The following is a 21,041-nucleotide window of genomic DNA, read 5'->3' on the forward strand; positions in this document are numbered from 1 at the left end:
ACTTTATGAATACTTTTCCCGTATTATAACGTTATTAAATCAATACTTTAATTGAGATTCCTCAATAAGCTACCCGATAATTATTTACGAGGCATTATAATCACAATAACACTTTATTGCGTGATTATTATCGGCATTGTGTTTATTAAAGCTACATTTACCGACCGTCTTACTATTGATGACATAACAAAAACATTTGAATATGACGGCAAGAAGCTTGAAAAAGGAGCTCTTGTCATTGATGTAAAAGAAGGCGGAGCGGGATATAACGCCGGAATCAGGGAAGGTGATACAATTGTTTATGTTAACGGAAACGGATTTTTTGATTTTAATACTTTTCAAAGCACGCTAAACAAATCCAAAGACGGTGAGATTTTAAACTATACCGTTATCCGCAACGGTCAGCTTCTGAATTTCAAAGTAAAGGTATATAAATATTTCCACCTGATTTATTATGTATTTTTTACTTTATCGTTCGGATTTTTAGTCATCGGGTTTATTGTCGGTTATTCCAAACCTAAAGAGTATGTTTCCCAGATATTTTTTCTTTTGGGATGCGCTGCAGCGCTTGGCTTTAATGTCTTTGGAGGCATATGGTATTATATAACCGTGGATTCCTTTATATGGTATAATTTTGCGTTTGGCGAAATATTTGTGTTCCCTCTTTTCTTTCACTTCTTTTCAATTTATCCGATTCAATATAATTTCAGACTCAGAAAGAGCATCATTGCTTTTGCATATATTTATGTTTTCCTTCTGGTTATTTCGTTTTATTTCTTATCCTATCAGAGTGTAATCTTAGGGAATTTGTTAAGAAACTTATTAGGTTTATCTCCTGTAATATTTTTATTTGCCGGCATAGCATTGTTCATCCGTTCATATACAAAAATTAAAGACCCGCAGTTAAAAAAATCCCTGAAGGTCATAGCGATAGGGTTTTTAATTGGAGCAATCGGGTTAATCTATTATTTCTTTTTGTTTTCATTGATATATGAGAGATTCGGAATGAACCCGATTTTCAGACTGCCCACAATTCTTGTGCTTGCCATACCGCTTTCGTTTGGTTATTCCATCTTCAAATATAGGATTCTGGATACCGAGTTCATTGTCAAAAAAAGCCTTGTTTTCGGATTCGTAACTGCAATTACAATCTGTATTTACCTTGCGGTGCTTTATATAATCGATTCACTTCTAAGCCAATTTTTGGTTTCAAACAGACAGCTCATAACAATTTCTTTAATTATAATCATAACTTTTTCGTTTGATTTCGTAAATAAAAAAGTAAAAGAATTCGTTGACAAACAGTTTTATCGAGAGAGATATAATTACCGGCAAGCATTGCTCAAGTTCGCAGAAGAGCTTCCGTATATTAAAAACATAAATGAGATTTTAAGCAAAATCGGGAAATCGATTTATGAAACCATCGGAATTGAATCAATCAATATCTGGCTGAATGACAAATATTATTCACAACTGACTGAAGATGATGAAAATCAAAAAACAAAATCCGAGAAATTGAGCGAAGCATTCAGAGACCTTTATGCATATAATTCAGAACCGGTATCGCTTTATGAAGTGAATCTTGAGGAGCTGCATATAAAACCCGTGTTAAAGCAAATCTTCACCGAAGAAAAAATTGTATTATCCGTTCCTGTTTTTCTGAAAAATAATTTACTCGGGGCGATTAATTTCGGAAAGAAAAAATCCGGCAAAGCATATTCTGATGAAGACATCGATTTGTTAAAAACTCTTGCCTCACAAAGCGCCATTGCATTTGAAAACGCGCGTCTTCAGGCAGAAGAGATAAAGAAAAGAAAATTTGAGGAAGAGCTTAGAATTGCCCAAACTATTCAGGAAGGGTTACTACCCAGCAAAAGAAATCTAATAAACGGAATTGAAATAGATTGCTTTTACAAACCTGCAAAAATTGTAGGCGGTGATTTTTATGATTTGATAAAAATCGATAATGATAAGATTATTATTGTTGTTGCAGATGTTTCAGGCAAAGGCATACCGGCAGCTTTGTATATGTCGAAGATTCAGGCAATGATTCAGATTGCAGCCAAAATTTACAAAAACCCGAAGGATATTTTAATTGAAGTAAACAAACAGATAAAAAATAAAATTGAACGCAAATCTTTTGTTACCGTTGTGATGGCATTATTTGATTTAAAAACAAAGACTGCGAAGATTTGCCGCGCCGGACATCCTCCTGTTATTTATAAATCACACAATGGAACGAACATTATCTGGGATAAAGGCATCGGTATCGGATTAGTCCGAGAAGGAAGTCAAATTAATGAAATCGGTCTATTCAAGGAAAATATGCTCGAGACAGAGATTAAATTTAAAGATGATGACTGTTTTATGTTTTATTCGGACGGACTTATTGAAGCAATGGATTTCAATAATGAACTGTTCGGAACCGACAGATTGCTAAACATTATTAACTCAAATTCGTATAATAATACCGGAGAAATGAAGGAAAAAATCATTAACGCCGTCAATGAATTCAGAAACGGTCGCGAACAAAATGATGATATAACCTTTGTAATTGGAAAAATAAAACCCTTATGAAATTTTTTAACAAATTTTCCGACAGCACATTCCGTTTTGTTTATATAGCAATTGCAATATTTTGCTTTATTATACTTGGACTTATTTTTGTCAATACGATGATTGTGGAACGTATAACTGTCGATGATTGCTTATGGGTTGAACAATTACAAAAAGAAGGCGAAGGTCAAGGCCGGGAATACTCACGGCTTGATTCTGCAGTTTACATAATTCAGATAACTCCGGGTGGCGTTGCAGATGAAGCCGGAATAAAAAACGGTGACGTGCTTGTTGCAATAAACGGAAGATTATTTAAAGGAAGTTTTGAGGCTCAGGATATTCTTAATGAATTTGATAACGAAACAATAGTTTATACAATTTTGAGAGGCAATGAAGTTCTAAATCTGCCGATTTATGTTTATAAGTTTTTCAATACGCAATTTTTAATTTTCAGCATATTCGGATTTTGTTTTATCATAGTGGGCTTGTTAGTCGGTTATTCCAAACCGAAGGAATTTACTTCCAAATTATTTTTCTTTTTGGGATGCACTGCTGCTTTTGGTGTGGTTGCATACTCAAACGTAAATTTTATTACGACCCGGACCGAAGCGTTTATCTCGTGGCTTCTTGCGGCGTGCACAGTAATATTCCCACCGATGTTTCTGCATTTTTTTCTTAGCTATCCTGTTAAGTACCAATTCAGGAACAGAAGAATCGTCATATTCATTTTATACGGATTAAATCTTGCTTTCTTTTTACAGCAATTTATTCTTGTGAACGTATTGAAAATCAGTTTCGCAAGCTGGATAGCAAGAATATCGTTTACATCTTTGTATATAATTGCCGGGGTAGTTTTCCTTATAATATCATACAGAAGAGTTACTCAAGACAGTCCGTTGAAAAAAGCTCTTGGAATAGTTCTCTTCGGAACGATACTCACCGCTGCGGGAATTATTTATTTTTTCTCGATTCAATTTTCTACAAACGTTCCGTTGTTTTTACAAAACCCGCTATTGCTGCTCCCGTCGTTTTTAATCGTGGCAGCTCCGCTTTCATTCGGGTATTCAATTTTTAAATACAAAATTTTAGATACAGAATTTATTGTCAAACGCGGAATCGTGTTTGCAATACTTACAACATTTATTATTTGCGTTTATCTTTTAATTGTGTTCGTTCTTAATTCGCTGTTAAGCGGATACCTGCGTGACAACGGACAATTGATAATAATTTTATCAATAGTTGTTATAATTCTTTCATTCGATTACATAAATAAAAAAGTTCATCAGTTTGTAGATAAACAGTTTTATAAGGAAAGATATAATTACAGGCAGTCGCTTCTTGATTTTACCCAGGAGCTTCCCTATCTGAAAAACATTAATGAGATATTAAAAAAAATCTCTTCCTCGGTTCAGGAGGTCATGGGTATTTCAAAAGTGTCCTTATGGATAAAAGATGTTGAATACGAAAAATTGCTCGATAAAAATTTCAGCGATTACTTCGGCGATAAGTATGATGAAATTGCAAACCGTTCGTTTGATGATATGCTATTATATTTGTACAGGGATAATAAAGAACCGGTTTTACTATACGATGCCAATCTTAACGAAATGGCAATACCTGATGAATGGAAAAACATAATAAAGCAGCAAGGGATAGTTTTATCGACTCCGATTTTTTTTAAGAATAAACTTATCGGGGCGGTGAACTTCGGCGATAAAGCTTCAAATAAAGCATTCACCGAAGAAGATATTGACCTGCTGAAAACTCTCGCATCACAATGCGCAATATCATTTGAGAATTCACGTCTGCAGCAGGAGGAGTTGTCAAAAGAAAAAATCGAAGACGAGCTAAAGATTGCAAGACAGATTCAGGAAGAATCTAAACCGGTTGATGAGCATAACATTGCAGGTCTTGATATCTTCAGTTATTCACAGCCCGCAAGAATGATAGGCGGAGATTTTTATGATTTGATTAAATTAAGCGAAGATAAAATTCTTCTTGTTGTTGCGGATGTTTCAGGCAAAGGGATTCCTGCAGCACTTAATATGTCGAAGATTCAGACAATGCTTCAGTTTGCATCGGGAGTTTATCAGACCCCAAAAATTTTATTAACTGAGCTTAATAAATTGATACATGAAAAAATCGAAAGAAAATCTTTCGTAACAATGGTTGTTGCTTTATTCGATTTAAAAGAAAAGAAAGTCCGCATTGCAAGAGCGGGGCATAATCCTGCGCTTGTTTCAAAAAACAATGAGGTGAATATTCTGCTAACCAAAGGAATGGGACTGGGTCTCGAAAGCGAATCGTTATTTGAAAATACGCTCGAAGAAGAAGTGCTTGATTTATCTGATGACAGCTTGTTTATATTTTATTCCGACGGATTAACTGAAGCGCGCAATGAAAAGAAACAGGAATTCACCACAAATAATGTAATTGAAATAGTCAAAAACTTCAGGAATTTTGACTCAAAGACAATTGTTAAAGAGTTAGTAAACTCAGTAAAAAAATTCACAGGTTTTGCCGAACAACATGATGACATTACGCTTGTTGTGGTAAAGACCTGATTTCCCCTTATGATAGAAAGATACTCCCGAAAAGAAATGAGCTACATCTGGTCTGATGAAAACAGATATAAGATATGGCTCAACATCGAAATTCTTGCCTGCGAAGCACAGGCAATGCAAGGATTGATTCCAAAAAAGTCGCTTGCAACAATCAAGCAGAAAGCCAACTTCAACGTAAAAAAGATTTTAGAAATCGAAGAAAAAGTTAATCATGATGTGATTGCTTTTCTAACGAACGTAGCGCAATATGTCGGTCCTGACTCACGGTTTATTCATATGGGCATGACAAGTTCCGATGTTGTAGATACGACGATTTCGGTTCAGCTTAAGCAAGCAGGAAAAATTTTGCTCAATGATTTACAGCGTGTTCACAAAACTTTATACTCAAAAGCTAAGAAATACAAGCATCTTTCGATGATTGGAAGAACGCATGGGGTTCATGCAGAGCCGATTACGCTTGGGTTAAAATTTGCACTTTGGTATGATGAAACGACAAGGAACATTGAAAGACTAAAACGAGCGATTGATGTTATCTGCGTCGGGCAGATTTCAGGAGCCGTGGGAACTTATGAGCATCTTTCACCGCAGGTTGAAAAATATGTCTGCCAGAAACTCGGGCTTAAGACTACAAATATTGCAACACAGATTTTGCAGAGAGACAGACATGCGGAGTTCATGACAACACTTGCAATCATTGCATCGTGCATTGAAAAATATACGACTGAAATCCGTCATCTTCAAAAAACGGAAGTGCTTGAGATGGAAGAATTTTTTGCAAAAGGACAAAAAGGTTCTTCGGCAATGCCTCATAAGAAAAACCCGATATTGTCGGAGCGTCTTTCAGGAATGGCGCGTGTAATTCGCGGCAATGCTCTTGCGGCTTTAGAAAACATCCCGCTCTGGCATGAGCGCGACATTTCGCATTCATCGGTCGAGAGAATTATTCTTCCTGATTCAACGATTCTGATGGACTACATTCTTTATAAGTTCAATGGGCTGATTGATAATCTTGTGATTAATGAGCATAATATTAAACGTAACATTAATCTTACTAACGGGCTAATATTTTCACAGACTGCTTTGCTCAGGATGATTGCAAAGGGAATGAAGCGCGAGGATGCTTATGCGATAATTCAAACAACAGCAATGAAGTGCTGGGAAGAAGGCGTGCCGTTTGAAAAACTTTTACGCAACGACGGCGAAGTTGTGAAATACCTCAATGAAGAAGATATAAAAGAAATTTTCGATTACGAAAAATCGAAAAAGAATGTTGATTATATTTTTAAAAGAGTTGGAGTGAAGTAAAAATTTTATTAACACAAAATGTGTCATTCTGAGTGCAACGAAGAATCTCCTCTTTTAAAACGAGATCCTTCACTTCGTTCAGGATAACAATAGTAGTAAATATCTTACGCTGCTGAAATAAGGTTATACTGCCTTCTGAGTTCAATTACCTTACCAATAATAGAAAACGGTCTGTTAATGATTGCCTTATATTTCGAGTTTGAGGCTTCGAGATAGGCATTGATGCGGCTGTTTTTGAGAGTTTTTACGGTAACTTCATCTTCCAAAAGTGCAATCACAATATCACCGTCATCGGCAGCATCCTGCTTGCGGACGATTACGATATCGCCGTCATAAATCCCGGAGTCAATCATACTATCCCCTTTTACCTTGAGAGCAAAATGAATCTGATGCGAGTTGCGGCTTTTTGTGTGCGAGATGTATCCGCGAACGTTGTCATCGACAAAAACGGGCTCGCCTGCTGCTACATTGCCGTAAAGCGGGATGAGTTCGTATTTGCTCGGGTCGATGCGCTCGGCGATTTTATCGTCCTGACGGATTACGCGGAATCCGCGGGCAACGTCTTTCACGCGCTCGAGGTAGTTCTTTTTCTGAAGCGCGGCGATGTGGTCCTGCACGGTACCGATGGTGATTTTGAACTTATCGGCGATTTCCTTTAAGGTCGGCGGATAAGCGTTGTTGTAAGAATATTTCTCGATATAATCGAGAATTGACTTCTGACGTTTGGTTAGTTTTGTTACCATAACTTAATATGGCATAAATAATTTTGATTGTCAACTCAAATTTCAAACAGCCATAAAGACACGAAGGCGCAGAGAGATGCCCCACGAATTTCACGAATGACACGAAGCCCGCGAAGAAGTAACGTAGAGAAAAACAAAAAAGGCAATCACAAAATCACAAAAACACAAAAATTTTAACAAATGGCATTCACGCGCAGGCGGGGGGAACCCTCCGGGTCATCTAAGCAAAAATAATAATGAAAAGGATAATGCATACGCACAAAACAGAACCACAGATTAACACAAATTAGCACAGATTATTTTATTCAATTATCATTCTATCTTATTCTATTTGTAATCTACTTTCATTCTATTTTTATTCTATTTGCATTCTATTTATATTCTATCATTCATTCTATTTTTAGAGTGGAAAGTTTGATTGAGGTTTAGAATTGAAGAATTTTTCATTTTTATTTTTTATTCTATTTATTTAAGACTTGCCGCGAATTATCACAAATTGCACGAATAGTTTGCCACAAAGGGCACAGAGAAAGACAGACCGCAGATTTACACAGATGACACAGATTAATTTAATGTATAGACAACACACCCCGTCAGCTACGCTGCCACCCCTCTCAAGAGGGGAATTTTTACGACTTCGCAATTTCGCTATTCACGATTTGAGTTGCAGGAGAAATCGGGTTGGGATGAGGAAGATAACGGATATATTATTATTTATAAATTATTAGTAGTTTTGTAAAATATTTTTAAAGATGCCGAAAGAAAATTCAATGGAAGTAATATTAGAATCTGAAGATTTTAAAAAATTCCTTAAACACGCCCGTGAATATTGCAGATATATTGAAGAGAGCAAAGATAGTGGAGTAGTATTTTTGAATAATATTCAAAATTATTTATTAAATTTATATCAATACATAGTGAAAGTTAAACTTGTTGAAATTATCTATGAAAACAATTCTTCACAAGTTTCTGATATAGATTATAATCAGATAAGAAAAATTATTGAGGAGAGACTACCTATTAATTATTATTGGAGTGTATTTAATCCATTAGATGAAAAGGAACATGATGCGATTATCGGTTCATTGGATGACGATTTAGCAGATATTTATGTAAATATAAAAGAAGCTATAGTTTCTTTTGACACAAATAAAATAGAATCAATTGAAGATGCCTTATGGGGATTTAAATATGATTTTATTATTCACTGGGGATACCATTTAAATTCAGCATTAAACGTTATTCATTGGTATTTACGAGAAAATTATGAATTTGAATATTGAAGTAGATTCCCTTATTAAATCTGAAACAAGTTCAGGGTGACAGAATGGGATTCTTCGCATCGCTCAGAATGACACTTATTTTATTTTTGTGATTTAGTGTGTTTTGTGTTAAATATCTTCTTGCCTGGATTCCTGCATCCGCATGAACGACATAACTATTTTTTCTTCCTGTTCTGATGACCCTTATGCTACTTAGTGGTTTTCGTGTTTTACTTTTTGTGCTACTCTGTGTTCTCTGTGGCGATTTTTGAAAAGTTGGTATACAAAGAAGAGAAGCCGGGTGGACTTATCCAACCGGCTTTCTATGGTAGGTTATAGGAGAAAAAAATGAGAGAGAAAAATCTTTGAGAGAACGTTTCGGGTTACTTCTGGGTTGACCCTAAGGGTACCCACCGTTTTCACGGGAATGACTTCTGAAGTTGAAGTCTCCCTATGGGATTTGAGTCCCGTTAATTCTTAAACTTATTTGCTATACTTACCTAAGTGTTTCAGGTATTTAATTTCTTTGTTTTGATTTGTTTCAAGCTCGTAATAATAGTCCCCCGGCGGTAATGTGTTGAGGTCAATTCTCTTTGAATGAAATCCTGTCTTCAAATGTTTATTGTTATAAACCATCATTGCAAGCTGTCCTGATAAGTTGAATATGTTCAGCTTTACGTCGCTGTCATAAGGCAGATTAAAATCTATGCAGCAGTTAACGCCTTTGCCTTTACCCAGTGCATTGAGATTATAATACTGAACCATTCTCAGGAAAAAATTTGTCTTGTTTAGTGTTGCTTCCATTATTCTTTCTTTTAGTCTTTTTACTTTTCCTTCTTCTTGCTTATTGTTTCAAAAGACTGACACTATAGTTACAAAGACCGTGCCAAAGTGTGAGGATGCGGAAATGAGCAAAATTTGCATTATTTATAATAATTGGCGGTAAATGGTTAAGTTTATGGCTATGTTTTATATAAGACTGGGATTCCCGCTTTCGCGGGAATGACTTCTTTTTAGGCGTTTCTTTGTAGATTTCATTATTAATTCATTGAATAGATTTTAAAATATAGTTAAATTGTAGTATAAGCATTAAAAAAATGCAAAACGTGCCCGTAGCTCAATCGGATAGAGCATCAGCCTTCTAAGCTGAGGGTTAGTGGTTCGATTCCACTCGGGCATACAATCAATAAATAACTGAAAATAGCGGATTTATCTCCGCTATTTTTGTTTATGATTTAAAATATAAAGGGAAACAACCCCCTTTATCCCCTTTATTAAGGGGGAATTTTCTTTTAAAAAAAATTATATAAATCGGAGTTAAAATGGATAAAATTGCAGTTGTTACAGGTGGTTCAAAAGGAATCGGCAGGGCTTGCGTGAATGCTCTGATAAAAGACGGTTATAAAGTGATTGATGCATCGAGAACAAAACATAGTCTCGATAATGCGAATTATAATTATTTTAAGACGGACGTTGCCAGCGAAGGTGATGTGAAGAATCTTTTTGATTACGTTGCGAAGGAGTTCGGAAGACTTGACGTGCTGATTAACAATGCAGGGTTCGGGAAGTTTGCGAATCTGGCTGAGACAACCACAAAAGATTTTGATGAGATGTTTGCGGTGAACGTGCGCGGATTATATTTATGCTGTCGGTATGCTTTGAAGATTATGATTCCGCAGAATTCGGGAGTAATAATAAATATGGCATCCATTGCGGGGAAGAGTTCGATTGCGACTGCGTCAATTTACAGCGCTACGAAGCATGCAGTGATGGGACTTTCAGGCGCATTGATGCTCGAAGTAAGACAGCATAACATAAGAGTTGTGAAAGTTTGTCCGGGGTCAGTCGATACGAATTTCTTTGATCATCCGGGTTCGGTGCTGACATCGGCGAGAGAATCGATTTTGAGTCCGGAAGACATTGCCGAGGCGTGTATGTTTGCGATTAATCTGCCGGATAATGCAATGGTGAGCGAGGTTGAGTTAAGACCAACGAATCCGAAAAAGAAGTAAAAGTTTCTTTGGAGTCCCTGCGGAGACTCCCAAGGAGAGAAGTAAAGTGACACACCCCGTCTTCGACTTCGTCGCATCCACCCCTCTCAAAAGGGGAATTTAATGAGGGCTATTTTGATTTTAGATTATTAAAATTTTCAGATTAATAATCATATTCATTAGATTCCCGCCTGCGCGGGAATGACATTAATATTGATTTTTGTGTTTACATCAAATATATAAATTAAATTAATGAACACTGAAGCGAAACTTTTAAAGCTTATGCTTGAAGATGCGCGCAGAAAAACTTTGAAAGGTATTGAAGGTCTTACTAAAGAGCAGTTATTCGCTCCGCCGGTTCCAAACGAGGATTGCATTGGCGCATACCTAATGCATCTTGGCGAGTGTGAAATCGGGTGGTATGAAACAACTACCGGTGAAACTCTCCCGCAGGAATTAAAAGACAGAAATTATTATGCGGTATGGATTGGATGTCCGGCTGAAGAAGCCCATCCGCCTAAAGAAGCCCTTGAAGTCAAGGAATACATTGATGCAATTACAGATGTGAGAAAACTGTGGCTTGATTTTTTGGACATCATAGACGACAGTGTGCTGGATGAAATTGTTGTGGTAAGAAGAGGAGAGAATGAAGCAAGAATGACGAAACGTGATATTGTCAACCGTTTAATCTCGCATGAAAACCATACTCACGGGCAGATGTTTTTGTTAATGGGAATGGGTGGAATGAAAAAGGATTTCGGGGACATATGGAAGATACGGCTTGAGAAGTAAAGGGTATTCGATTCACCAGCAAACACACCCCGTCTTCGACTTCGTCGAATCCACCCCTCTCAAGAGGGGAATTTAATGATGCTATTTTGATTTTAGACTATTAAAATTTTCAGATTAATAATCATATTCATTTAGATTCCCGACTTCGCGGGAATGACATTAATTTTGATTTTTGTGATTTAGTGGTTTTGTGTTTAAATTTTTCTTTGCAAAGCCCGTTCATAGAGCGTTGCCGCAGTGGCAATTAAAGCAAAAACGAAAGCGGCAAAGAGTCCCATAGCAACACCGCCTGCGCGGTCATCACTTGTATTTGACATAATAAAGATTTCTGCTATCACAACAAAACCAATGAGAGCTAACGCACAAAATTTTATTGTCCGCAAAGCTTTCACGGTTGCCTGAGAGAATGTCTTATCTTGCCTTATGTAACCCATCACTTTGAATGCCTGATAGAGCGCTACAAAAAACAAAATCGATGATAAATACGCATACGCCAAAAAGGGGTCATTGAAGTAGATTTCAAAGACCGAAGCATTTGCATTTCTGCCTTCGAGGTGTGGTTCCCAAAGCATAAAAACAAGAGTCCCGATGCCGATGAGGACAATTACAATCTGGGAAAATATTGTTAAGGATTTTTTCATCTTACTTAAAATATAATGCTACTATGAATAAAATTAAATTGAAATTAATTTCCCTATTTATATTTATAAATATACTCATAAGTATATTTACAGCAAGGGGTTTTGTAATCTGGTTTATACTGAATCTCTTCAATTAATTTTCTTTCATTATTATATTTATATTCTATTTTATTATAATATGAGGTAATAAGTAGACCTTCAGAATGGATAAATGGTGTATCTGAATTTATTGTTGTATCTATTGTCATACTAAGCAAACCAAAGTCATTATATTGCATTTCTCTGATATGCACTTCAGTCTCATCGGATTTTCGTCGTTCCTTTCTAATTAATCTATTGTTTATATCATAATATAAGCTATCCACTATGTAGGATTCTGACCTATTAGTTCTTATAACATTCATTGAATCGCCTTTATATGTATAATATTCAACATCAAGATAAGGATCTTCCCCTTTTCGTTTTTCGATTAAACGATTTTTTTCATCATAAATATTGTGTTCAACAAGATTATTATACGGAAATGTTATAATTTTTTCAAGTTTTCCATTAGAATTATAAAAATATTTATAAGTATAAGGTCTGTCACACCAATCCATGCAAACATGTTTTTCAATCATTCTGCCTACAGAATCATACACATAAAATTCGCGGTTATTTAACCCTATTTTTTGATTTTTGTTATTGTACGTTTCAAATGTTGCACTCGAATCTTTTAAGAAATATTCACCGTCAAAAAAGTTATACTCTTTTTTAATGATTATAATTCTATATACTTCCTGATCGTGAAATGCTCTTATCCAGCTAACGAGACCGCAGGAAAAGATTATAAAGATTAACGGTATGATATATGCTTTTTTCAATTGTTGACGCTTGATATTAAAATAACTTATTTATGTTATTTAATAAATTGCTTTTGATTTTGTTCCGCCTCATTGATAACACACCCCGGCACTTCGTGCCACCCCTCTCAAGAGGGGATTTTTTAGTGTCCGTATTTGAATTTCATTTAATTTCCGTTTTAAATTATTTATATTTATATACTTAATTACATTCTTAATTCATATTTTTTTATTTTTAGTTACTCCTTACCTTAAAATAGCTGATGAAGGTAGCTTCATATCTAATTTTATTTACATTTCTTTTATTACTTCACAACACAAGTCAGGGACAGGTCAGGATTTTTGAACGTAACACGAACGATACGATTGAAAATAAGGGGCTTTTTCTTGAAAGCAGTCAGAGGACTTTAATAAATCTGAACGGACAGTGGGAGCTTTCATTTAATGAGGGACATAATTTTGCAAAGGTAATCGTTCCGCTTGCGTATGATTTCACCGGTACGACGATTTTCAAGAAAAGATTTGCAGTGAGTGATGAGCTTGTGAGCAAGTATAGTTTTATTCTTGTAGCTGAGGGGATAAATTACGAGTCGGAGATTTCGATTAACGGTGTTTTCGTTACGAAGCATATTGGCGGGTCGTCATCGATTATAAATCTCATCGAGGAGAATATAATTTCAAAAGATAACACGATTGAAATTAAGGTTAATAATTGTCTGAGTTATTCGAATACCATTCCCCTATCAAATCAGGTTAACTATTCTAAAAATTACGGAGGAATTAATCGCGATATTTATCTGATTGCGGTTCCGAAAATTTTTGTATCTGATGTTCAGTTTTTGACCTCATACGAAAGCGCATCGAACGTGAAGCTGACGAACAAGATAAACATCAAGGCAACAGAGCTGACTAAGATATATTCCGGCAATGAATTCAGCGTGAGAACGTTTGTTATCCGCGAACAGATTACGGATTCTTCAAACTCGGTAGATACGGTTGGCAAAAGCGATGAGATTAAGTTTAATCTCGAGAATTTTAAGTCGCAGACATTTGAGAACAGCGTGAATATTCCAAATCCTGCTTACTGGAGCCCGCAGAACCCGAATTTGTATAAAATTCGCACGGTGATTAGTGATTCAGAAGGTAATGTGATTGATGAATATAATGTGAATTACGGTTTCAGGGATGTGAAGTTCACGAGCAATGCTGTTATTGTAAATGGTACTGAAATGATTCTGAAGGGCATAAATTATTACGAGGATTCATATAAATTTGCATCGGCATTGAGCTATGGTGAGGTTGAGGCAGACATAAAAAACATTAAAGCCCTTGGCTGTAACGTAATCAGAGTTCCGGGAAAGAGCGCGCATCCTTATATAATTAGTCTTGCGAATAAATACGGTTTGTTTGTTATGATGGAGATTCCGTTCAATGAGGTTCCGTATGAGATTATGAAGGATGATGATTACAGATTTATTGTAAGTGAATATATTGACGAAGTTATTAATGTGAACAGAAATAATCCGAGCATTTTAATGTGGGGCATAGGGAATGATTTTGATGTTACGCAGGAAATTTCTTCAAATTATGTGAGAGACTTCAAAGAGCTTGCCGGGAAGCTTGACAGCAGAAAGGTTTATTTCACGACAAGAAATTTATCTGAAATAAAATGCATAGATGAAGCTGATGTGGTTTGCCTGAATCTTGAACATTACTCTTTTGATTACATTAAAAAATTTCTTGATGATGCGAATAATGTTTCATTGGCAAAGAAATTTCAGAACAAAACAGTTTTCATTTCGGGATACGGAAGAAGAATAAATAATAACAACCGGAACGGGTACAGCGACATTCATTCGGTGGAATATCAGACAAAATTTTTAATGGATGTTTATAGTATGGTGAAAGCAAAGTTTCCCGGTTCGATTATTTCAAGCTATGCCGACTGGACTGCTGACAGACCATTGAATTTCCCTTTAAATGAGAATTATTTTATTAATACCGACGGTATTTATACGCAAAAACGCGAGCCAAAGCAGGCGCAGCAATATGTGCAGAGAATGCTAAACAATCAGGAATCGCCCAAGATTCTCGAAGGCAATTCTTCCCAAAGCTCATCGAATGTTTTTATAATTGTCGGACTGGCGTTTAACATTATTTTTTTATTCCTGGTTACGAACTTGAAACGTTTAAAAGAAAGTTTCTGGAAAGGTCTTTACAGACCTAAGAACTTTTTTCTTTTTGCAAGCGAACAGTTCTTAATACCTACTTTTTTGAATGTAGTTTTAGCGATTTTTATTTCTGCAGGCATTGCGTTATTCTGGGCATCAGTATTTAATTTATATAAAGAGTCGAATGTGTTCGACATGCTGCTGGCGAATATATTTTCTTCGGACACTTTAAAAACTTTCTTTTCAACGCTTTCGAACAGCCCTGAGATTTCGATTCCGGTTTTAACGGTAATAAATTTTTTGCTGATATTTTTTACAGCAATAATAATTTTTGTTATTTCATTGTTCACGAGAAGAGGTGCGAATTTCAAAAATGTTTATAAAGTTGCAGTCTGGTCGGCTCTGCCGTTCATTCTTTTTCTGCCCATAGGAACAATAATTTATAAACTGGGGCTTGCAAATACGGAGTATATTTTTCTCTCAATAATTTTGTTTCTTTTGATTCATCTGATATATCTTTACCGATTGATTAACGGGGCGAGGATAGTTTTGGAGTTCTCGATTTTGAGGGCATTTTCTTATGCGGTCATAATAATTTTGATATTATATGGCGGATTTATTTCTTATTTTTACTACGGGCGTAATACGTTCTATCTAATCAACTTAATTTCGAGTTATAATTAAATTATTTGCATCTAAAAAAAATCGACATATTCGGTTTTAAGTCCTTTGCAGACAAGACTACTATGGAATTCAGTAAAGGTGTGTCTGCGATTGTCGGACCAAATGGTTCCGGAAAATCGAACATAGTTGATGCACTCAGATGGGTTTTGGGCGAGCAGGGCGACAGAGCACTGCGAAGCGAAAAACGTGAGGACGTTGTTTTCAACGGAACGCGAAACAGAAAACCTTTGAGTGTTGCCGAAGTTTCCCTCACAATTGTTAACGACAAAAATATTTTACCGACGGAATTTGCCGAAGTGCAAATTGCCCGCAGATTTTTCAGAAGCGGTGAGACAGAATATTATCTCAACGGAACTAAGGTTCGTCTTAAAGACATAAAGCATCTTTTTGCAGGAACAGGAATTGGTCCGGATGCGTATTCGGTTATTGAGTTGAAGATGACTGAGGTTATTCTTTCTTCCGTAAAGAATGAAAGAAGAAAGATGTTCGAAGAAGCTTCAGGTATTGTGACATACAAGCAAAACCGAGATGCAACTCTTCTAAGATTGAACTCCGTTCATGAAACGCTCTCAAGAGTCAGCGATATAATCCGCGAGAAGCAACGAAATGTGAACTCGCTTGAAAGACAGGTGAAACGAAACGAAGAAGCTAAACGAGTAAGTGAGGAATTAAGACAGCTTGAACTTTTAGTTTTTAATTTTGATTACCATAAGCTAAATAGCGAGATTGAATATATTAAAGCACATGAGAAAGAAAATATCGAACTCAAGGAAAAACTTGAAACAGAAATTAAAGCGAACGATGCGTTAATAGATGAGCTGCGAAGCAATATTCAGGAAAGCGAGGCTTCCCTATCCGAGATGACGAACTTACGAGAGGAAAGAAGAAAAGAGATTGAGTTTCTTGAACGAGAAAACATAAAGTTAAATGAAAGATTAAATTCGACGAATGAAAATATAAAGAGATTAACAGATGAAATTTTAAACACAAAGGCAAGCATAAGCAAAAACGAAGCGAGAAAAATAGAAAAGACTGAAAAAGTAAATATTCTGAAAGAAGCTTTTCAGGTTTCCGAACACGCTTTACGCGAGAAAAAAGAAAAAGTTGATTCACTGCGAATTGTTATTAATGAAAATAAAGCCAAAGTTTCCTCAGTGACTTCTCAGCTTAAAGAAGTTAATGCGTCTATACACTCAAAGCAAGATGAACACAACAAGCTTAATCTGCGTCTCGAAAATAATTTTGAAAAGCTTACGAAACTAACGAACAGCAATGAAGAAAATATTTTACAGATTAAGAGCTTTGAAGAAGAGAAAAGCATTTTGACAAATAAGCTTTCAAAAGAAAAAGAATCACTGAAGAATTTAGAATTAAGACAGCGTGATATGGAGATTCAGAAAGCGGAACTTGAGACCGAAAAGATGAAACTTGAGGAAGAGCTGAAGAATGAGAACCTTGAATATAATAAATTAAAAACAAAGATAGATTATTTTTCCGGATTATCCGAATCGCTTGAAGATTACTCCGAAGGGATTAAATATCTTACAAAAGAATTAGAGCACCCGAATATTTCTACAATTGCGAATTTAATCGAAGTTGATGACAAATATAGAATTGCTGTCGAGACTGCGTTAGGCGAGGTGGCAAACTATCTTGTTGTGGATGATTCCCGCGACATTAATAAATTGATTAACCTTCTTGTAAATAACCGCAAGGGAAAGATTACATTCATATTAAACGACAAAATAAATTATAATAATTTTTATTATACGGAATATTTTGGTGACCCTGAATTTATTAAAGATAAGGGAATTATCGGATTTGCGGATAAGTTTGTTAAATGTGCCGATAAAAAGCATGAGCTTTTGATAAAATACATTCTTGATGAATACATAATTGTAGAAAGTCTTGATATCGGGATGAAGTATGCAAAGGATAATTATTATAAATTTATTACTCTTGACGGCGATATAATTACGGACAGTGTGATAAGAGCGGGAAGCGAGACGAATCCTGACATAATCCGTCTCGGACGAGACAAGAGCATTGAAAATATGCAAACACGTCTCGATACTATAAAACAAAAAATGGAAAACGCAGAAGAGTCAGTTGCACAGATAAATTCGAAGATTGATGAATTGAAACTCGATGACATTGCGATGAATATTTCAGCATATAATAAGAGCGTTGACCAGCTATCCAACGAAATGGCGCAGCTGAACTTTAAAATCGATGAGCTTAACAAAACCATAACCAAGAATGAGGATGATTACAAGCAGATTTCAGGTGAGAACAAACATCTGCAGCAGCAGGTAACCGGTGTTTTAACCGAGTTAAATGAATCTAATGATGCGCATAAAATTCTCGAAGAAAAAGCTGTGAAATTAGCTGAGGAAGTCAACGACATACAAAATGTTTATAACGATGCGACAAATGATTATAATGAATACAATTTAAGTGTAATCGGTTCAAAGAAAGAACTTGAGTATGAAGAAGAAAATTTAATAAGAATTACGTCAACGATTGAGAACCAGACCGAACTTATTGCAAAAAATGAGAGCGCAATGGAAAGCGGAATGCAGGAACTTGCCGAATTAAACCAGACAATAAAGAGTAATACCGATAAAATTAAAGAACTGAATTCTGATTTTGAAATTGTGGAGAAAGATTACCGCAAACTGAAATCAGAGTATGAAGCAAAGCGTGAGGAAATGAATGTTACGGACATTCAGCAACGCGACCGAAGAACAAAGTTTGATAAAGTTTCATTTTATCTTATTGATTCAAATACAAAGATTGCGACAAACAAAGCAAATGCATCTTCCCTGTCGAGATTTATTCACGGAAAATATGAAGTTGACCTGCCGCTTTCAGATGAAATCATTAATAATGAAATAAAGAATAATGAATTTTTAGAAATTCTGAATGAAGATATTGATATAGAGAAATTCAAGAAGCGAATTGATAACCTGACAGAGACGTTAAAGAAGCTTGGCGGATATCAGCAGTTGTTGTTCGAAGATTTTGATAAAGAAAAAGCAGAATTGGAAAACTTGATTACACAGAAGAATGATTTGCTTGATTCTGAGAAAGACATTCTGAAAGCAATTGAAAAGATAAATCAAGAAGCAAGAGAAAGATTTTTAATGACGTTTGAAAAAATCCGTGAGAATTTCATAATGATATTTAAAGAACTGTTTCAGGAAGGTGATGAGGCGGATTTGAAACTTGTATATGAAATGGATGAAGACGGAAAGCTGGAGAGTGACCCGCTTGAAGCAAAAATCGAAATCAGCGCTAAGCCGAGAGGTAAAAGACCTACATCGATTGAACTTTTATCGGGCGGAGAGAAAACTCTTACGGCGATTGCATTACTCTTTGCAATATATCTTGTGAAACCGTCACCGTTCTGCGTACTTGATGAGGTAGATGCACCGCTTGACCCGAATAATTTGGGAAGGTTCAACAACATGATAAGAAGATTTTCGGAGAATACTCAGTTTATATTGATTACGCACAATGAGAGAACCATGGAAACCGTTGACAGGTTATATGGTGTTACGATGCAGGAAGCCGGCGTTACCACCATCGTCGAAACTAAATTCAAAAATAAAGTTGCCTAACCTCCTATATTGTATTTACACTTATGGAAACCAAAAAAAAAGATTTCTTAGTACGTTTAATTAATGAGCCGGGTCCTTCCGGTTTTGAAGAGAAAGTCCAGAAAATCTGGAAGACTGAAGTAAGCAGTTTCTGCAGGAACATCAAAGGAGATGTTCACGGAAATCTCACCGCTACGCTTAACCCTGACGAAGAATTTTCTATAATGATTGTGGGACATTCCGATGAAATCGGACTGGTGATAAACTATGTCGATGACAATGGATTTATATATTTTTACAGCATTGGCGGAGTTGACGCGAGCATTCTCGGTTCACAACGTGCGCGAATAATCACAAAGAACGGTATCATTGAAGGAGTTTTCGGTCAGAAGTCTTTGCATCAGGAAGACGGCGGGAAAAGAAGTGTTCCAAAAAGATACGAAGTATTTATTGATATAGGCGCAAAGAGCAAAGCTGAAGTTTTGAAGCAAGTTACAATCGGCGACCCGGTGATTTTTGGAAATGATTACCGTGATTTAAGAAACAATCTTGCTGCATCAAGATGCTTCGATAACAGGATAGGAATTTTTATCGTTGCCGAAACATTACGCAAGCTCTCGAATAAAAAATTTAAGACAAAAGTTTTCGGAGTTTCTTCCGTTCAGGAAGAAATAAATACGGGCGGCGCAGGAAATGCGGCATACTATCTAAATCCGACTATGGCAATTGCAATTGATGTTATGCCTGCAACGGATTATCCGGGAGTTTCACAGACACAATTCGGTGATTGCAAGCTCGGTAGCGGTCCTGTAATAAGAAGAGGCGTAAGGACAAACAAAAGAATTGCCGATAAGATGCTTGAGGTTGCGAAGAAGAAGAAATATAAGTATCAGATTGATATGGATAACGGAAGATTTGGAACCGATTCTGATTATATTGCTCCAATAAGAAGTGGAATACCTGTCGGCGGAATCGAGGTTGCAACGAGATACCTGCATTCATGTGAAGAAGTGCTATCGCTTAAGGATTTGGATGAAAGCGTAAATTATATGACCGATTTGATTCTTGAAATAGATAAAGATAAAAATTTCCTGAGAAAGGAATAATGAAAGAGTGAAAAAAGAAAAACCGATATTGAAAATTTTCTGCGACTTTGACGGAACGATTGCAAAAAATGACGTATGCATAAATTCATTCGATAATTTTATAGAGGATAAAAAAGCACATGTTGAAATAATCGAAAAATATTGTAATTACGAATATTCATCAAGAGAGGCAAATCTGAAAGAGCTTGAGCTGATTGATAATTTTGATTTCAAAAAATTCAATGAACACCTTGATATCGAACCACTTGATGAGACGTTTAAAAATTTTGTTCGGTACTGTAAAGATAATCAACACGAACTGATAATAGTAAGCGAAGGATATGATTACTACATAGAGCATATTATGAAGCGTGAAAAAATTGACTTAAAATTTTATGCGAATAAGCTCACGACTTATGTAGGCAAAGACGGAAAGCTGAAAGTCACCTGCGAGTTCCCGAACAGCGAGGAGATGTGCTCGTGGTGCGGGACATCGAAACGAAATGTTATTATAAACAACACGAACGACTTATACAACGAAGTTTCAGTTTTTATTGGAGATGGAGCTTCAGATGCGTGCGCGGTTAATTATGCGGATATTGTTTTTGCCAAAGGACGGCTTGCATCATTCTGCTGGAAGAACAATATAACTTATCACGAGTTTAATAATTTTGACGACATTTTAAAAAAACTCGATAAGCTGAAATCGGAAAATAAAATCAAGCACAGACAAACTGCAAAAACACACAGAAAGGATGTACTACTTGGCGGATGAGCTTTTTCAAAAAAACAGGAAATTTTTT

The 21,041-nt window shown here is 36.0% G+C and carries 14 protein-coding genes and 1 tRNA gene; 11 read left to right on the forward strand and 4 right to left on the reverse strand.

The features are described 5' to 3' along the window. The first annotated feature begins 51 nt into the window (after positions 1-51). From VHP32_10420 to purB, 3 genes are read left to right on the forward strand one after another with little or no spacing between them, the layout of a single operon-like run. Complete coding sequence (locus tag VHP32_10420; protein HEX2788312.1) at positions 52-2,577, forward strand: SpoIIE family protein phosphatase; 2,526 nt, start codon at positions 52-54, stop codon at positions 2,575-2,577. Next, positions 2,574-5,120 carry a SpoIIE family protein phosphatase gene (locus tag VHP32_10425; GenBank protein HEX2788313.1) on the forward strand — a complete coding sequence of 849 codons (2,547 nt, stop codon included), beginning with the start codon at positions 2,574-2,576 and terminating at the stop codon, positions 5,118-5,120. Before VHP32_10420 ends, VHP32_10425 begins: the two co-directional genes overlap by 4 nt. Positions 5,121-5,129: 9 nt before the next feature. After that, positions 5,130-6,425: an adenylosuccinate lyase gene (gene purB / locus VHP32_10430; protein ID HEX2788314.1), complete on the forward strand. Its 1,296-nt coding sequence runs from the start codon at positions 5,130-5,132 to the stop codon at positions 6,423-6,425. Positions 6,426-6,529: 104 nt separating this feature from the next. On the opposite strand, the gene lexA is transcribed toward purB, so the two are convergent. Beyond that, entirely contained in the window at positions 6,530-7,168 is a 639-nt protein-coding gene (gene lexA, locus VHP32_10435; protein HEX2788315.1) for a transcriptional repressor LexA, read from the reverse strand. A 770-nt stretch (positions 7,169-7,938) separates the two neighbouring features. On the opposite strand from lexA, the gene VHP32_10440 reads away from it, so the two are divergent. After that, positions 7,939-8,451, forward strand: a complete 513-nt coding sequence (locus VHP32_10440) for a DUF5063 domain-containing protein (GenBank protein HEX2788316.1) — start codon at positions 7,939-7,941, stop codon at positions 8,449-8,451. A 462-nt stretch (positions 8,452-8,913) separates the two neighbouring features. Here VHP32_10440 and VHP32_10445 read toward each other — a convergent pair whose 3' ends face one another. Continuing rightward, entirely contained in the window at positions 8,914-9,234 is a 321-nt protein-coding gene (locus VHP32_10445; GenBank protein HEX2788317.1) for a T9SS type A sorting domain-containing protein, read from the reverse strand. Positions 9,235-9,536: 302 nt separating this feature from the next. Between VHP32_10445 and VHP32_10450 the strand changes: the two genes are divergently transcribed. From VHP32_10450 to VHP32_10460, 3 genes are all read left to right on the forward strand, one after another. After that, a tRNA-Arg gene (locus VHP32_10450) sits at positions 9,537-9,610 on the forward strand. A 142-nt stretch (positions 9,611-9,752) separates the two neighbouring features. Continuing rightward, complete coding sequence (locus VHP32_10455) at positions 9,753-10,442, forward strand: SDR family NAD(P)-dependent oxidoreductase (GenBank protein ID HEX2788318.1); 690 nt, start codon at positions 9,753-9,755, stop codon at positions 10,440-10,442. Positions 10,443-10,673: 231 nt separating this feature from the next. Continuing rightward, positions 10,674-11,213: a DinB family protein gene (locus VHP32_10460; GenBank protein HEX2788319.1), complete on the forward strand. Its 540-nt coding sequence runs from the start codon at positions 10,674-10,676 to the stop codon at positions 11,211-11,213. 194 nt (positions 11,214-11,407) lie between these two features. Here VHP32_10460 and VHP32_10465 read toward each other — a convergent pair whose 3' ends face one another. Together VHP32_10465 and VHP32_10470 are read right to left on the reverse strand one after the other, a co-directional pair. Further along, positions 11,408-11,854 carry a DUF2975 domain-containing protein gene (locus VHP32_10465; protein HEX2788320.1) on the reverse strand — a complete coding sequence of 149 codons (447 nt, stop codon included), beginning with the start codon at positions 11,852-11,854 and terminating at the stop codon, positions 11,408-11,410. Positions 11,855-11,907: 53 nt separating this feature from the next. Further along, a complete protein-coding gene (locus tag VHP32_10470; GenBank protein ID HEX2788321.1) occupies positions 11,908-12,717 on the reverse strand; it encodes a hypothetical protein in 810 nt (269 codons plus the stop codon). Between the two features lie 242 nt (positions 12,718-12,959). Between VHP32_10470 and VHP32_10475 the strand changes: the two genes are divergently transcribed. Genes VHP32_10475 through VHP32_10490 form a run of 4 tightly spaced genes read left to right on the forward strand, consistent with a single transcriptional unit; the run spans position 12,960 to position 21,013 of the window. Then, positions 12,960-15,551, forward strand: coding sequence for a glycoside hydrolase family 2 TIM barrel-domain containing protein (locus VHP32_10475; protein HEX2788322.1), 2,592 nt, complete (start codon positions 12,960-12,962; stop codon positions 15,549-15,551). A gap of 5 nt (positions 15,552-15,556) precedes the next feature. Next, a complete protein-coding gene (smc, locus tag VHP32_10480) occupies positions 15,557-19,174 on the forward strand; it encodes a chromosome segregation protein SMC (GenBank protein HEX2788323.1) in 3,618 nt (1,205 codons plus the stop codon). Positions 19,175-19,197: 23 nt separating this feature from the next. Continuing rightward, positions 19,198-20,259, forward strand: a complete 1,062-nt coding sequence (locus VHP32_10485; protein ID HEX2788324.1) for a hypothetical protein — start codon at positions 19,198-19,200, stop codon at positions 20,257-20,259. Positions 20,260-20,266: 7 nt separating this feature from the next. After that, complete coding sequence (locus VHP32_10490; protein HEX2788325.1) at positions 20,267-21,013, forward strand: HAD-IB family phosphatase; 747 nt, start codon at positions 20,267-20,269, stop codon at positions 21,011-21,013. Positions 21,014-21,041 lie beyond the last annotated feature (28 nt).

The organism is Ignavibacteria bacterium (assembly GCA_036262055.1).
In the GTDB taxonomy this organism is placed as follows: domain Bacteria; phylum Bacteroidota; class Ignavibacteria; order Tepidaquicellales; family Tepidaquicellaceae; genus DATAJP01.

Excerpts from the sequence above, each read along its gene's own strand:
- VHP32_10425 (HEX2788313.1), top strand. The coding sequence starts at position 2,574 with ATGAAATTTTTTAACAAATTTTCCGACAGCACATTCCGTTTTGTTTAT.
- purB (HEX2788314.1), top strand. The coding sequence starts at position 5,130 with ATGATAGAAAGATACTCCCGAAAAGAAATGAGCTACATCTGGTCTGAT.
- lexA (HEX2788315.1), bottom strand. The coding sequence starts at position 7,168 with ATGGTAACAAAACTAACCAAACGTCAGAAGTCAATTCTCGATTATATC.
- VHP32_10440 (HEX2788316.1), top strand. The coding sequence starts at position 7,939 with ATGGAAGTAATATTAGAATCTGAAGATTTTAAAAAATTCCTTAAACAC.
- VHP32_10445 (HEX2788317.1), bottom strand. The coding sequence starts at position 9,234 with ATGGAAGCAACACTAAACAAGACAAATTTTTTCCTGAGAATGGTTCAG.
- VHP32_10455 (HEX2788318.1), top strand. The coding sequence starts at position 9,753 with ATGGATAAAATTGCAGTTGTTACAGGTGGTTCAAAAGGAATCGGCAGG.
- VHP32_10460 (HEX2788319.1), top strand. The coding sequence starts at position 10,674 with ATGAACACTGAAGCGAAACTTTTAAAGCTTATGCTTGAAGATGCGCGC.
- VHP32_10465 (HEX2788320.1), bottom strand. The coding sequence starts at position 11,854 with ATGAAAAAATCCTTAACAATATTTTCCCAGATTGTAATTGTCCTCATC.
- VHP32_10475 (HEX2788322.1), top strand. The coding sequence starts at position 12,960 with ATGAAGGTAGCTTCATATCTAATTTTATTTACATTTCTTTTATTACTT.
- VHP32_10485 (HEX2788324.1), top strand. The coding sequence starts at position 19,198 with ATGGAAACCAAAAAAAAAGATTTCTTAGTACGTTTAATTAATGAGCCG.